General features: G+C 51.9%; 13 protein-coding genes and 1 pseudogene. 11 read left to right on the top strand and 3 right to left on the bottom strand.

What is annotated here, in order from left to right; all coding sequences use genetic code 11:
* Positions 1-68 precede the first annotated feature (68 nt).
* Positions 69-407, top strand: a complete 339-nt coding sequence (locus WMO64_RS09045; RefSeq protein WP_349231756.1) for a helix-turn-helix domain-containing protein — start codon at positions 69-71, stop codon at positions 405-407.
* Positions 408-770: 363 nt separating this feature from the next.
* Here WMO64_RS09045 and WMO64_RS09040 read toward each other — a convergent pair whose 3' ends face one another.
* Positions 771-1,412: a hypothetical protein gene (locus tag WMO64_RS09040; RefSeq protein ID WP_075705375.1), complete on the bottom strand. Its 642-nt coding sequence runs from the start codon at positions 1,410-1,412 to the stop codon at positions 771-773.
* 401 nt (positions 1,413-1,813) lie between these two features.
* On the opposite strand from WMO64_RS09040, the gene WMO64_RS09035 reads away from it, so the two are divergent.
* From WMO64_RS09035 to WMO64_RS08990, 10 genes and pseudogenes are all read left to right on the top strand, one after another.
* The gene (locus tag WMO64_RS09035; RefSeq protein WP_349231755.1) at positions 1,814-2,077 is read left to right on the top strand and encodes a hypothetical protein; all 264 of its coding nucleotides are present in this window, start codon (positions 1,814-1,816) and stop codon (positions 2,075-2,077) included.
* A 128-nt stretch (positions 2,078-2,205) separates the two neighbouring features.
* Entirely contained in the window at positions 2,206-2,904 is a 699-nt protein-coding gene (locus WMO64_RS09030; protein WP_349231754.1) for a recombinase family protein, read from the top strand.
* A 51-nt stretch (positions 2,905-2,955) separates the two neighbouring features.
* Positions 2,956-3,534, top strand: a complete 579-nt coding sequence (locus WMO64_RS09025) for a LytR/AlgR family response regulator transcription factor (RefSeq protein ID WP_349231753.1) — start codon at positions 2,956-2,958, stop codon at positions 3,532-3,534.
* Positions 3,531-3,896 carry a hypothetical protein gene (locus WMO64_RS09020; RefSeq protein WP_058962748.1) on the top strand — a complete coding sequence of 122 codons (366 nt, stop codon included), beginning with the start codon at positions 3,531-3,533 and terminating at the stop codon, positions 3,894-3,896. The genes WMO64_RS09025 and WMO64_RS09020 overlap by 4 nt, the downstream gene beginning before the upstream one ends.
* A gap of 344 nt (positions 3,897-4,240) precedes the next feature.
* Positions 4,241-5,707 (top strand): helix-turn-helix transcriptional regulator, encoded by a 1,467-nt coding sequence (locus WMO64_RS09015; protein WP_087389012.1) that lies wholly within the window; start codon positions 4,241-4,243, stop codon positions 5,705-5,707.
* Positions 5,708-6,130: 423 nt separating this feature from the next.
* The gene (locus WMO64_RS09010; protein ID WP_204704451.1) at positions 6,131-7,093 is read left to right on the top strand and encodes a hypothetical protein; all 963 of its coding nucleotides are present in this window, start codon (positions 6,131-6,133) and stop codon (positions 7,091-7,093) included.
* Positions 7,094-7,153: 60 nt separating this feature from the next.
* Entirely contained in the window at positions 7,154-7,504 is a 351-nt protein-coding gene (locus WMO64_RS09005) for a hypothetical protein (RefSeq protein WP_087389011.1), read from the top strand.
* Complete coding sequence (locus tag WMO64_RS09000; RefSeq protein ID WP_349231752.1) at positions 7,497-8,384, top strand: mechanosensitive ion channel family protein; 888 nt, start codon at positions 7,497-7,499, stop codon at positions 8,382-8,384. Before WMO64_RS09005 ends, WMO64_RS09000 begins: the two co-directional genes overlap by 8 nt.
* Before the next feature lie 3 nt (positions 8,385-8,387).
* Positions 8,388-9,572 carry a hypothetical protein gene (locus WMO64_RS08995; RefSeq protein WP_349231751.1) on the top strand — a complete coding sequence of 395 codons (1,185 nt, stop codon included), beginning with the start codon at positions 8,388-8,390 and terminating at the stop codon, positions 9,570-9,572.
* A 184-nt stretch (positions 9,573-9,756) separates the two neighbouring features.
* Positions 9,757-13,437: pseudogene (locus WMO64_RS08990) on the top strand (DUF6273 domain-containing protein); the annotation flags it as partial.
* Here WMO64_RS08990 and WMO64_RS17145 read toward each other — a convergent pair.
* Both WMO64_RS17145 and WMO64_RS08980 read right to left on the bottom strand, forming a co-directional pair.
* Positions 13,392-14,693, bottom strand: a complete 1,302-nt coding sequence (locus WMO64_RS17145; RefSeq protein WP_433443700.1) for a hypothetical protein — start codon at positions 14,691-14,693, stop codon at positions 13,392-13,394. The pseudogene WMO64_RS08990 and the gene WMO64_RS17145 sit on opposite strands and share 46 nt — an antisense overlap.
* Positions 14,694-14,823: 130 nt before the next feature.
* The coding region (locus WMO64_RS08980) for a hypothetical protein (RefSeq protein WP_349231749.1) at positions 14,824-15,234 on the bottom strand (411 nt) is incomplete at its 5' end.

Raw genomic sequence — 15,234 nt, 5'->3', positions numbered from 1 at the left:
AAATATATCGGGTATGCTGAAATACTCCGCTGCGGCGGAAATCATCCTGATGAATGGAGGCGATCCATATGTCCATGATTCAGTTTCCCGTGATCGATCCTGTGGCCACCGGAGCGAATATTTGCCGGCTCCGAAAGGATCGCGGCCTGACAGTCCGAGATCTCCAGCACTATTTCGGATTTGAGGAGCCGCAGGCCATCTACAAATGGCAGCGAGGGCAGAGTCTTCCCAGCGTAGATAATCTCTACGCACTGAGCGCTTTGCTCCAGGTGCCAATGAACGAAATCATCATCCCCACTTCTCATATCGTCTCTTTCGAGCAGCAGGCAGCCGTCTGCTGCTCAGATCATTTTATCAGAGAATTTCTTCAGGTGCAGTGGGCATGGCAGAACTTCAAAACCGCTTAGACCCTTATCCACTTGTCCAACCTGGGGCCCACCGCGACCCAGCTGAGTCACAGGCCTCCCCCAGGTGAGCAAGCGACTTGAAAAAAGATTTTCACATCATTACTATGTGTACCAAGGGAGCGTAAAATTGAATTCTGCATTTAAGGGTAAACGTGTGGAAGAAACGGCGGCAATGCGCTGAACGCAGAGGGAAACGCCTGGCGTTCCTTTCATCATGAGTTATGAGCTCATTTCACATTCATGCAAATGCTGTCCATAATCTGCCGGAGTTGCGCAGCCTCATAATTCATCTGCGCCTGAACCGATCATCACGACCTATCCATTCTGCCACGCCCACCACACCCAAAGGTGTGGTTCGGAAAGTTATGCAACTGCCGCCTTTTCAATGAAGTCGTTGAGGATCTCCCCAAAGCTGTCGTTGATATCAAAAGGAGCTTCGTAGGCCACCTCGGTATTGACCAGGCACTTATCCAAGGCCATGGAGATCTCGTCTGCCTTCTTGCTCATCGCCGTGGCCATGCCCCGGATCTTGTTCCGGTCGAAGTCGATGGTGGTAACCTGGGTGGCGTCACACCGATAAGAAACCTGGTTGCCCTCACCATTGAAGCGGAATCCGGATCCGCCGCCGGCGATGGTCTTTTCGCTGTTGCGGAGCGTGGTCATATGCCGGAAAACTTCGGCCAGTTCCTGGCGCTGCCGGTTCAGGCCGACCTCGCTGTCCATATCCAGATCCAGTCCGCTCTTGGCCGCATGAATGGCTTTGCTCAGATTCTCCCGCTCCTCCATCAAAAGCATGATGAAGGCCGCCACCTCGTTGGCGTGCCCGGCATACTCGCTGGGTGCAGTCTCCTCCACCACGGCATCCAGGGCATCCGACATGACCTTACTGCGCAGATGGGTGGTTTTGACTTTGACAATGTTGCGCCGGTCCTGCAGGATGCTGGTGGCCTCACACATCAGGTTTTTGAGTTTGTTTTGAAAACGGAATGCATCTTTCATGTTCATAGTGCATACCTCCTTGAACGACATCAGACTACTATTAACGCCAGAAGTGCTTCACCGTTGCTCCAATCGTACTGCATCCACACGCGTTTGTCATTGAACTGCTGGTTGAATCGCTCCCTCACAGTATCAAAATAAACCTGCCTTTGAAGTGTCTCAATCTTTGTTGCTGAAAGATCGATCTTGGCGTAAATCATAGTACTAGTTAAAACGATGGTTTAATCTAATACTCCAGCAAATAGGAAACAGGCCCGCCTGCGTATTATCGCAAGGCCGGGCCTGTTTCTATAAACTACAGTTCTCCTTTTATCACACCACAACATCACACCACGCAAACAACACCACGACTTACGGATTGACGATGCTTGGAGGAGATGCGATAATGAACCCGGGAGGTGCTTAACGTGAATGATGAAATTTTGTGGGCTAAAATTCAACAACATCAAGGTGAAACCTTTTATACAGTCCGAAAAAAGGAACTCGTGTATGAAGTAGTTGGCGATATGTTATATCACAATCTTACTTCAGCAGGAATCCCACGGAGTGATTTTGTCAAGGCTGCTTCGCTTAATCCAAAGAACACGGCAGCATTACATTCAAAAGTGCGTGGTCCATCCTATGTGTATGCCATTATAACGGATCCTCGCATTAAGTGTGATGCTGAGTAACTCTTATCCGGAAAGGTTATGTTGCATATTTGCTGGCATTCTCGTATTACTAATTAGAGTTCAATGGGCGTGAGGAACGAAAATATGCGATATGGATATTGCCGGATTACAGGGGTGAAACAAAGCATATGAGATATGGTTATTGTAGGACATCGAAACCCAAGCAGAGCATCGAGAGGCAGATCCGAAATATCAAGGTTGCCTACCCTGATGCTGTCATTGTGCAGGAGGTTTTTACCAGGACGCGGCTGGATCGGCCAGAATGGCTGAAACTGATGCGCAGAATCCAGCCTGGGGATGAGATTGTCTTTGACAGTGTTTCCCGTATGAGCGGAGATGCCAAAGAAGGGTTTGCCGCCTATGAAGAGCTGTATCAAAAAGGGGTAAACCTTGTTTACCTCAAAGAACCCCACATCAATACTGAGACCTATAAGAAAGCATTGGAAAACAACATTCAACTGACCGGCAGCAATGTGGACTACATCTTGGAAGGTATCAATCGTTACCTGTTGGAACTGGCCAAGGAACAGATTCGACTGGCCTTTGAGCAGTCCGAAAAGGAAGTCCAGGATCTGCATCAGCGCACACGGGAAGGAATTGAAACTGCACGCCTGAATGGGAAACAGATTGGACGTCAGAAGAACAGTATCGTCGTCACGAGGAAAAGCATCGAATCGAAAGAAGTGATCAAAAAACTCTCCATGGAATTTGACGGTAATCTCAGTGATGTGGAAATCATGCGCTTGACCGGCCTGGCTCGGAATACTTATTACAAATATAAAAGGGAACTCCGGGATGAGAATAAAGAGACAGTCGCTGCCGAGTGAACTCAGCTGCGGCCACCTCTTTCTATTGGAGGTAATTCCACATCAGTGTGAATGACATTCATCGGAAGTTATGACCTGATTTTGCTGGACATTGAAATGCCGGGGATCAGCGGCATGGAAATCCCTCAGCAGGTCAAAGGGTTTCTGCCCAATGCCAGAATTATCTTTGTGACCTCACATACGGAGTATGCGATTGATGCATTTGAACTGTCCATTTTCCGCTATGTGCCGAAAAATAATCTGGAAACGAAGCTGACCGCCGCTATAACTGATGCCGCAAAACTGATTGAGTTGGAGGCTGGACAGGAATACACGATTCAGACCGCAAACCACATGGAGAAGATTCCCTACAAGGATATTTTCTATATCCAACGGGACGGCAAGAATTCCAGTATCGTGTCCAGCGTTGGAACTTCAAAAGTACGAAAGAGCTTGCAGCGGGTATTTGATGAACTGAATGCACCGGAATTTATTTTTATTGACCGTGGTTATATCGTCAATATCGTCCAGATTATGAAGGTCAGCGATAGCATTGCCATACTGAAAAACGGCGATCAGCTACCCATCAGCCGCTCCCACTTGCAGGAAGTCAAGCGACAAATCAATCAATTTTGGGGGGCGCATATATGATGGATTGGGTACGGGTGGTTTCTTGCCTTTTCACCAATGAACTGCGCCTGTTTTTAGGGGTTTATCTCGTGGCAAGGCTGACGGATTTTTCTTTGGAGCGGAAAGCATTGTTGCTGACCGGTGCTGGTGGATGCCTTGCCACCATTCTGCAAGCGGCGTCGTTACCCACCATCGGCGTAATGGCCGTTGAAGTATTGGTTATCACTGCGGTTGCATGGTATTATCAACGGAAAAAAATGAATTATAAGATAGCGTTGTTAGCGTATCTTTTTGACTGCGTTGTGGTCTTTTTTGATTTGTTTTCGGGAAAAGATCATCCGCTGTTGTGTTGGATTGTACCGCCGCCGAAAGACCTGTGTTAAGCGCGTAAGGGAAACTATAAGGGAAAACTTTATGGCCGATACGCACGGACCACACAGCCCCGGGACACCAGCGGGAGGCCATTTTTCGGATCGGCTTTGATCTTTGAAAATCACTTTTCTGACGTTTCTTGTTGTGGTATAATATTTCCTCCCGTATTATGTGTTTGGAATCAGTTGTAGTTCCCTGACGTTTCTTGTTGTGGTATAATGGGCCGTCAGAAATTACAATAAAGTATAGCCACTTGGACAACAAACAAGAAGTAAAACGAGAACGGCCCCTAAGATGGTTACAGGTGCCAGAGCAATGATATGAGTGCAGTATACTCATGCCATATGGAGGAGCAATGGAGAGAAGGAAAACGCAGGCTATGGCGTCGCATAGCGCCATATTTTTATTGCTGAGTATTTTTACATTTGTGTTTCTTGGTTCGGAATATCTATATGTCAATATGGTCTCCCGCATTGTCGAGGAAAGCCAGACGGTCATTGCACAAAATTATGCGCTGGGCGTCAATGCCCTTGGATTTCTTATATACCCGCTGATAAACCGCTCTGTCCGCGAGAGGAACAAGACGATCCTTATATTTTCCCTATCGTTCCTCTCCATTATCTGCATATTTTTGATCCAACAGCACATCTCGTTTTCCGTCACGCTTGCGGCAGGCGTGGTTCTGTTTCTGTTGCTGGGCGTTTTTGGCGGCTCCGTTCATTATCTGGCTGCCTGCACGATCCGGACCGAACGCATAGCCGGCCTGGTGGGAATCTCCTACGCGGCCGGCATCCTGCTACAGTACGCAAACAACAATTTGGTAAATATAGAGATCGCGGAGGCCGCGGTACTCTCTGTTTCCCTTGCGGTACTGAGTGTTTTGATCATGCGCACACGCCGCATCCACAAAGAAGCACTCGCATCGGATGAAACGGCGCCGCTCCGAACCGCGCTCCGCCCCGATGAAATGTCCAGAAAGAAAATACCGGCGGGACTGCTCCTGGTACTTCTGGTGGCCCTGATGGCCTGCGTATTCAGCACATTGGATAACGCGATCACCCTGGGCCATGCGGCGGGCACGATGGACATCGGGCAATGGCCCCGTATGCTGCTGGCCCTGAGCGGCCTGGCTGCCGGTTTCCTCTTTGATATCCGGAAAAGAAAATATATGACGCTGATGATGTACTGCGTGATGGTGCTCTCGGTGCTGTGTGTGATTGTTCTCCGGTGGGGCGGGCCATTCCTGACCGGAGTAGCGGTCGCCTATGTGGCCTCCGGATTTTTTGTCGTGTTTTTTACCACCAGTTTTTTGGAGCTCGCTGCCTGTATGCGCCTGCCGGACCTCTGGGCCGGCATGGGACGGGCGGTGAATAATCTCGTGGCGGCGCTGGTTACCAACGGCTCGGTGACGCTGCTCCTTGCCGGCAGGAGTATTACGCTGATCGTCCTCATGCTGGTGCTGTTTGTCGCGGCCAGCATCCTGATGTTTGCCTACACGGTCAAGGCTCATGCCGTATTGGCGCCGCCCCCGGCTCCGGCGGCGGGCTACACGCCGAAGGAAAAGTTCTCTTCCTTTGCCAGCCTCTATTCATTGACTGACCGGGAGCGGGATGTGCTGCAGTATTTACTGGTCTCGGACGGCAGCGTGCAGGATATCGCGCAGCAGATGGCCCTTTCCCGTCCTGTGCTGTATCGCCATATCAGAAGCCTGAATGAAAAGACCGGAACCCAGAGCCGGATCGGCCTGCTGCAGTTCTATTATGAGTGGATGCCGGAGAACAAGGGCGTTACCCCTGAAAAAAGCCCGGATTTCAAGGCGTGAGACAAATGTACCCCCCCTGTCATTCGAAAAAAACGATGTAAAATAAAAAAAGAGACAAATGTAACCTTATATTTTAAGGCCATCTATGCTACGCTTTCCACAGATACTGGCGCAGCATCCCGGCCTACGACAAACCGCGTCAGGATCTCCTGGCGCGGTTTTTTGCGTCCACCCCGTCCGCAGCGGTGTGGGACGCTCAGGCCAGGCAGTCGCTGTATAAGGAGGAAATGAAATTTGAGAAAAACAGGATCTATTTTAGTGGCCCTGCTGCTCCTGTTTGGCCTGACTGCCTGCGGCGGTCCGGGAAACGAACCGGAGAGCGAAAGCGTGCCGAAGGGAGATGGTCAGATAACATCGGAGCCTGCCCCATCTTCCCGGGAACCCGCGGTGTCGATCACGGAAACGGCGGCCAGGACTGTGGATTTGGAACTGTATGAAACCCCAGATTTCAGCATCCAGATTCCCAAGGGCTGGACGGTCACCAGCGGCGGTACAGGGATGTATCACTCCATCCGGATTCAGGACCCCGCTGAGCCCCTCAATCAGATGTTCGTTCTCTTGAAGGCGGATATCCTGCTCCACAGTCAGGAGGGAAAGGACGCCTGGACCTATTATTCCGGCGTGACCGGTATGCCTGATATGCAGATATTTGCCCAGGCTCCCGTGCTGTCCAGCCCATCTACAGAGAATTTTTATCAGATCTTCCCGCAGTACGCCGACTTTGCCGCCCAATATGGCCCCGGCTATGCCGGCTATACCTTCCCCCAGTTTGAGGCCTTCACTGTGACCGAGCGTTTCCCGTCCACCGGCAGCCTGAGCGCCTACGCGCTGGGCGATGAGCTGCTGCGGGCCACCTTCACCGAAGACGGCAGAGAGGGAGAGGGGATGTTTGCCGCGTCGGTCGTGGATTTTGGCAGTGTTCCCATCGCGGCCGGCCCGCCGGTAGGCTACCAGCTCCCCCAGGCGGACGGCGGGTATTATATGGCGTATAACATCATGGCGGTCACAGCGGCCAAGGACACCTTCGTTGAGTGGGAGGGCATTTTGACCGAGAGCCTCGGCACACTGGAGTACTCGGAAAACTTTGTAAACGCCACCATCCAGGCGGGGCAGGAAGTGGTACAGCAGGCCATGGACTTCAGCCGAAATGCAAACGAGGTGCTGAACGGGATCATGTCTTCCTGGAAGGCGCGAGACACCAGCGTGGACATCCAGAGCCAGAAGCAGAGCGACGCCACATTGGGATATGAGCGCGTTTACGACACGGAAACAGGTGATATCTACCGGGCGGAGAACGGCTGGAGCGACAGCTATTCTGGGGAGCGCTATCAGCCGGTGACGGAAGACGAGATGTACGTACAGCCCATCAGCGGCTATATTGAGTGAAAACTGCCCTGCTTACAACGACAGGTAGCTGCATTTTTTTAACGAACAGGAGGAGCGTGAATGAATTATAGCATCTCGAAGATCATCCCATATGTCCGTCGGTATGTGCTCCTTGGAATTTATGACGTGCTGGACGGCGAAAGAGTGCCTTATCAAAAGAAAGAGGACACGGTCGTGGCCAAAGCGGAGGTATACGGCAATCTCAGCACCTTTTCTATCTCTGCCGAGGAGCAAGAGATGGGGACCGAGCTGAAGGTCACCATGCTGCAGTCCTGCGTGGGATTGTCTGAGCAGGGAAAAGAGCGGGCCATGACCGCTGTGATGGATCGAATCGTACAATATCTGGAAAACGAGCTTTTGATGAATAATCGCGCTGCTATAATAATGCCGCAGGAGGATAAATATGGATAAGAAACGTGCAGGAGTAATAAAGCTTTTGATCTTGGCAGTGGTACTAGTCGCTGCGATAATTACCGGTTTTTTAACTGGGGCAATACAACCAGATGCGCTTGCTTCCAGTTGGGCGTTTAGTGCCGATGTGTTGCTGCGCCTTGTTATCATGATGGCAGGGGTACTGTTCGTGGAATACCTGGTAGAGCTTATCTTGGGATATTGCAAGCCAGAGGCACATCGTGCCCGGTCGGTGATTACAATTATCCGCAGCCTGTTGAAATACGCAGCTGCCATCGTTATACTCTGTTGGGGCCTGACGATCATTGGAGTAAATATTACGGTGGTATTGGCCAGCGTAGGGGTACTGACGTTGATCGTTGGGTTCAGTGCAGAGAGTCTTATTACTGATCTTGTAACTGGCCTATTTATGCTCTTTGAAAATCAATACAACGTGGGAGACATTGTGGAGATAGGGGGATTTCGTGGGACAGTGACCGATATTGGCATTCGCACGACATCAATTACCGATGCCAGCGAGAACATCAAAGTCATCAATAACGCGGATATGCGCAACATTTTAAATCGATCTGATCGCGTCTCAAAGTCTATTTGCGATATACCTATTCCCTACAAGACCGACTTGGAAGACTTGGAGGCAGCTCTTCCAGGGCTGCTTGATGAGATCTACAAAGCACATAGTGATGCAATGAAAGCGGGGCCTGTCTACTTGGGTGTGCAAAGTCTGGCCGACAGCGCTGTTATACTGCGTTTTTGTGTGGATGTGAGAGAGAAAGATATCTACTCAGCAATCCGAATCCTCAATCGAGAGCTGTTGCTAGGCTTCCGTCGGCTGGGAGTGGAGTGCCCCTTCCCGCAGTTGGATGTTCACAGCAGATAGGCTATGAAAAGGAAAGATGTGCGGCATGAGCCGCCTTTAGAGCATAAGCTTCCGTCAGAGGATACTTTACCTGAACAATTTCCTCTGCCAGAGGAGTATATGATCCCGCCGGAACCTTCTCCTGGACCAGAACGCGCACCGTTACCTCCTGAGTTTCACAGCAGCGGAAAAAACAATTCGTTTAGGATGAAGCGCAAGAACATATGGCGTATGGCAACTATGTTGTTCTCGCTGATATTGTTGGCCGTTGCGGTGTATGAGGCCGGATTGCCAGAAGCTGGAGATATGACCTCTTCTATCCCACCCGACGATGCAACGCAAGTACAGCCTAATGATAATTCTATGCAGGTTCCGCCATCAGCAGAGGAACTGCCCCCAGACCCACCCGACGATGCAACGCAAGTACAGCCTAATGATAATTCTATGCAGGTTCCGCCATCAGCAGAGGAACTGCCCCCAGAGCCTAAAGAGGAAAGCTCCATTTACACCGCTACCATAGGCGGCTCTTACGGCCTGATCGATGTGACCCTGGCGGATCCTGAGACCATTTCATCGGCCAAGATCACCATGTTCGATCAGATTTCAGGAGAAACATACTATGAAGATCAATTTGGTGCCGGTATTCCCCAGGAGGATATTAAGACCGGGCATTATAGCACTACATATTATAATTATGTACCGGATTTTGAAGCCTACTGGGCGGCCAACGGCGAGGGCGCTTTCCCTGACTTTGCGTTCACACTGACCATCGAGCGGACAGACGGAGAAAGCGAGGAATACGCGTCCGAGCATATGGGAGACGGCCCGAGCTCCATATCCGTGCGGTACGAAAAGGATGCCGGCGCGGTGAAGGTCCGGCTGTATAACTTGCTGGGCGAGGATTTCATCCCCGTGGTTTGCGGCGCGCCGGAAGACGCTGCGGGCGAGACGGTCAGCGTGACGGTGTTCGTGGACGGCCAGCCCATCCCACAGGAAAACTACACGGTTGCGGATGAAACAGAGGAAAGCCAGGTGTCCCATATGGATACTCCGGATGAGGTGGAGACTGTCACAGATTATATCCGAGTGATCACCGCCACACTGCCGCAGCCCATTTCCGCCGATGCCAAGGCGACTGTCGCGCTGGATATGGAGTTGAACGGGCACCGGTTTACCTCCAAAAATCCGATTATAGATCCGCTGGTCTGACACTGAAATTGACAGAAAGGAAGGAGTGGAGAAAATGGTAAAAAAATGGGGCAGGAAGCTGCTAAGGTATATGGGAACTTTGTCTTGACGAAAGCCCCGAAAAGAGAGAAAAGGGATATTACGGGAGAAAAACCCGCGATAGAATAAAATCAAAGGTGTGAAGAAAAGGACAGGAGGACAGACCATGAAACCAAAAAGCAGAATATTAAGTTTACTGCTTGCAATCTGCCTTGTTGCAGGGCTTATGCCGACAACGGCGTTTGCGGCAGACGGTGACAAAACCATTATGCTGGGGACAAGTGGGATCAGCGGCTATGACAGCACAAAAGGCTACGACTATATCTATTACGGCAACTGGTCTGCGCCGGACAACCACACCACTTCCGGCCCGATCAAATGGCGGGTGCTGGACGACCAGACCAATACAGGTGGCACAGGGCTGTTCCTGCTCTCCGACGTCCTGTTAGGCAGCGGTACTAACGGAGGTGTATATTTTGATGAATCTTCCCCGTACAGCAGCGCATGGCATGGCAGCAACGCGCAAACGTGGTGCCAGAATTTTTGCAGCGATAATTTTTCCACAGGCGAACAGAGCGCGGTACTTGCCACTACGAAAAGCGATGATGGGTTTACAAGCAGCACATGTAGCTTTCCGTTTGAAGCGTCTGAAAATATCCTGAACGGGGACAAGGTGTTTTTCCTCTCGGCGCAGGAAGCGGAAAACGACGGATACGGCTTTACCGATGACGCGGCGCGTATCGCCTGTTATGGCGACAGCGCCGGTGTGTGGTGGCTCCGCTCGCCTCGCGCGAGCAACATCAGCGACCTGCCCTATGCGGGCGTGGTCCACCCTGAAGGTTATGTGACCTCTTACCTCGTGAACAAAGACAGGGATGCTCGTCCCGCTTTTGCTCGTCCCGCTTTTAATTTAAATCTGACCTCTGTCCTCTTCACATCTGCCGCCGCAGGCGGCAAATCCGCTAATGGCATGGACAGCGGGTTGACGGCGATAGGCAATTATGCCGACAACGAGTGGAAATTGACGCTTTTAGACAAAAGCCGTAGTTTTGCCGTGACGGAACAAACCGTCAGCGGGGCCCCCGGCGGTACCATTACGCTGAATTACACCGGGGCGACCACCGGAACAAATGAATATATCTCTGTCATCATTGCAGACAGCAACGGCAGCACCCTGTACTATGGGAGAGTTGCACAGCCGGACAGTGCAAACGGACAAGTGGAAATAAAAATTCCGGATTCCCTTGCAGCCGGGAAGTATACCCTTAATGTGTTCAGCGAGCAGTATAACGGCGATTACATGACCGATTATGCCAGCGCCTTTGCAGAGGTTGCTCTCACCGTTGAGGAAGCTGCTGCACCGGGAATTGACACCGGCAAGGCAATCCAGCTTGTGGACAGCGGAACTGTCGCAAACATCAGCGGCGGACAGGCAGACAACATTTATTTTGGCACCTATCAGCAGAGCAGCGACGGAAGCACAGAGCCTGACGGCACGGAAGGCGTGGACTGGATCAAGTCGGACACAGCCAACAAAAATGGACAAGGTCCGTATTATTATATAGACCCCGTCAAATGGCGGGTGCTGTCCAACGCCAGCGGGCAGCTGTTCCTGCTTTCCGACCAAAATCTGGATGTATTTCAGTATCACACGGATAGTGAAAGCGTCACATGGGAAAAGAGCACCATGCGCTCCTGGCTCAATGGGTACGGCGCGTCTGAAAACATCGGCGGCGACAGCGGTACGGATTATACAAGCGATAATTTTATCGGCACCGCTTTTTCGGAGAAAGAGCAGGGGGCGATCGCGGATACAACCGTTGTCAATGACGATAACGGAAGTATAGAGGGCGGCAACAACACCGATAAAATCTTTCTTTTGTCGATTGCGGAAGCGCAGAACAGCAGCTATTTTGCCGATAACAGCAGCCGTATCGCGACCAATACCGCCTATGTAGCAGGCGGCGGGAAAATCGGTGGCGATATGTACGGTGTCGGCGAAGCCGACAACTGGTGGCTGCGCTCCCCCGGCAACTATGATAAAATCGCGGCGCTTGTGACTGACATCGGCGGCGTGGGTAGCAACGGCGGTATTGTGTTCCTCTATCTCTACGCCGTTCGTCCCGCTTTTAATTTAGATCTGGAATCTGTCCTCTTCACATCTGCCGCCGCAGGCGGCAAATCCGCAAGCGGCATGGACAGCGGTTTGACGGCGATAGGCAATTACGACGGCAACGAATGGAAATTGACGCTGTTAGACAGCACCCGCAATTTTTCTATTTCCAATGCGGTGATTAGCAACAACACAATCACATTTTCCTACTCCGATGCAGAAACAGGGACAAATGAATACATTTCCGCTGTGATCGTAGACAATGGCGCAATCACCTACTACGGGCGCATTTTACAGTTGGACGGCACGACCAATGGCGCAAGTGGAACGGCAAGTCTTACGATCCCTGCGGGTGTAACATTAGACAATGATACAAAGCTGTATGTGTTCAACGAGCAGTACAACGGCGAGGAAAACGATGACACCAAGCTGACGGACTACGCCAGCCAACTGATCGATGTGCTTGACACCACCGCCCCGACACTGACCGCTGGCACAGCAACCCGCACCAGCGAAACTTCCGCAACGGTGAAGTTTACCAGCAGCGAAGCTGGCACCTATTACTATGCAGTCGTGGAAAGCGGCGATACCGCCCCGACCATAGACACCACCGGGGATGGGACTACCTGTATTAGCGGACCGAATACCATTTCCATCAGCGATCTTACAGATACAGCAGCAAAGGACATTTACATTGTGGCGAAAGACGCGGCGGGGAATGTGAGCCAAAGTCTGAAAATCGAGATACCTGCCTACACCGTAGTTCCGAAAACCTACACACTCACAGTCGACTTAAACGGCGGCAGCGGCGGCACGACAGGCGGCACGACAGGCGGCACATATCCCGCAGGTGAGGTTGTCAACATCAATGCGGGAAGCCGCAGCAATTACCGCTTTAATGGCTGGACATCTTCCGATGGCGGCACCTTTGCCGACGCTTCCAGCGCAAGCACCACCTTTACCATGCCCGCAGCCGACACAACAATTACGGCAAATTGGCGGTATATTGGCGGTGGCGGGAGTACGACGGATTATTACCGCCTGACCTTTGAAACAAACGGCGGCAGCGAGATTAGTTCCATTCGACGCGCCGAGTATACGACAATCGACCTCACCGACTATACCCCGACCCGCGAGGGCTACGAGTTTACAGGCTGGTATGCAGACGAGAATTTGACGGAAAAAATCACGAGTATACGCCTTACCCGCAACACGACGGTTTATGCGGGCTGGGAAGAAATCAAGGAAAATCCGGGTACAGGATTTGAAAACCCGTTTACCGATGTTTCCGAAAACGATTGGTTTTTCAATGATGTGAAGTTTGTCTACCAAAACGGCCTGATGAATGGAACGAGTGCCACCACGTTCAGCCCGGAGGGTACTACCAGCCGGGGCATGATCGTCACCATCCTCTGGCGTATGGCAGGAAGCCCCGACATGGAGGACAAGATTTGGGGCTACCCCTTTGCCGATGTGGACGCCACGGCCTATTACGGCACAGCGGTCTACTGGGCGCGGCTAAACGGCATTGCGGGCGGCTATGACGATGCTACCTTCGGCCCCAATGCCCCTATCAATCGGGAGCAGATGGCCGTCATGATGTACCGCTATGCCCAGTACATGGGCTATGACACCACCCAGGGCGGCATGGCCATCCGGGAATATGCGGACTACGGCCAGGTTTCCTCTTATGCGCTGGAGGCCATGGACTGGGCCAACGCCACGGGTATTGTGACCGGCACCAGTGAAAGCACCCTCTCCCCGCAGGGGCAGGCCACGAGAGCGCAGGCGGCAGCTATGTTCACGCGGTTTTGTGAGCAGTACGCAGAAAAGTGAATCATTGAGAGCAAAGGAGAGGGGAGCGGTTCGCCGTCCCCCTTTCTCCGTATGAGGAGGCGCCTATGACGAGCAATAACCAACGCCGCCTGCTCCTGCTGCTGAAGCTGCTGTATGAACAGACGGATGAAACCCATTTCGTATCCGGTGCGGACATTCTGAGATATTGGAAGGATGCGGGCATCCGTGCCAACCGGAAGAATGTGTACGGAGATGTCCAGCTCCTGCTGGACGCCGGCCACGATATTATCCGCGTGAAAAGCAAACAGAACCGCTACTTCATCGGTTCCCGTATTTTTGAACTGCCGGAACTGAAGCTGCTGGCGGACGCTGTGGCGTCCTCCCACCTTGTCACGGAGAAGAAGAGTGCGGCCCTGCTCCAAAAGCTCGGCCGGCTTACCAGCGTCCACAATGCGGGACATCTGAACCGCCCCGTCTATATGGAGGGTACAACCAAGCCGGACAACGAGGCCATCTACTATGCCATTGACGCTATCCAGACCGCCATCCATATGCATTGGATTTCCCGATACCGGGTTTTCCGACGTTGGATTATCCGATGTTGGATTTTCCAACACCGGGTTTTCCAATCCCGGCTGTTCTCCCTGTGCTGCCTCTGGCCGGGGCTGGGGCTGTTCGTAGATGGTATAAACCATGTCGGCCATCTTGCCCCTGCCGTCCCGGTTCTGCTGGCGGGTGATGTACCTGGCCTTTTCCAGCTCCCACACCGCTGTCCGTATGGCGTCGATGCTTTCCCGGTTGATAAGGGACAAGCCTTTCAGCGTATAGTCCCAATCTTCCGGCAGGGACAGCATTTGCGAAAGCAGGCCCTTGGCTTTCAGGGACAGGTCTTTGTTCCGCAGGTGATGGTTGGACATCACCGTGTAGCCCCGGTTTTTCTCTACACGAAAAACTGCCATCTCGTCGTCAACTCCTTTTACTTGGAATAAAACCGCGTCGTAGGCGGTCAGCTTGCCCGGCTGGTAGGGACACTCTGCATACACGCAAAACTGATACTTCCAGCCGGGGCGGTAGAAACGGCAGTCGCCGCAATCCTCCGGCGCTCCGGCCTCGCCGCTGTCGTAGTGGTCGAAACCGGGCTTGCCTTGCATGAGATGTTCAAAGGCGCGGTCGCTGCCGGAAGTGAAATACATGGCGTCGCCTCCTTTCTGGTTTTGGGCGCAAAAAAGCGGCGTCCTTTTCTCCCTCAAGGGGATCAGAGAACGCCGCTTCTGCGGTGTCGTATTCAATTTTAATCTGATGTGCTGTCTGGGACGGAGCATTTCACGGGAAGTAGTAAGCGTGTCGAGGCTCATTCCAAAAGTAGTAATTTGCAAAGTGATTCTCCCAGAGTTCCCCCATTTGAACAGAATAAATCTTACCATGATTTCTGATTCGGATGTCTGATCCTCGTGAGGGGTTACGGCTCGCCTCAACCCGATCACTGACAAAACCAAGCGGGGTTGCATAATTACCGAACGCAGCAAGAAACTCCTGTTCAATCTCTGGCGGGACATTTACATAGTTTTTTGTGAGCATTGCTTTGGGACGAACGATCAAAATAGGGATGCCATACTTGTTCTTAAGATCCTTGGCTAAGAGAATAAAACCGCTTTTCGTTGTTTTCGGTAAAATGAAAATGTAGCAAATGGTACTCAAAAAGTGAGCACCCCAATGGCAAATAAAAAGAGCCAT

The sequence above is a fragment of the Pseudoflavonifractor intestinihominis genome (genome assembly GCF_040096055.1).
Taxonomy (GTDB): domain Bacteria; phylum Bacillota; class Clostridia; order Oscillospirales; family Oscillospiraceae; genus Pseudoflavonifractor; species Pseudoflavonifractor intestinihominis.
Note: the sequence above shows the minus strand (reverse complement) of the source record. Positions and strands in the feature narration are given on the sequence as shown.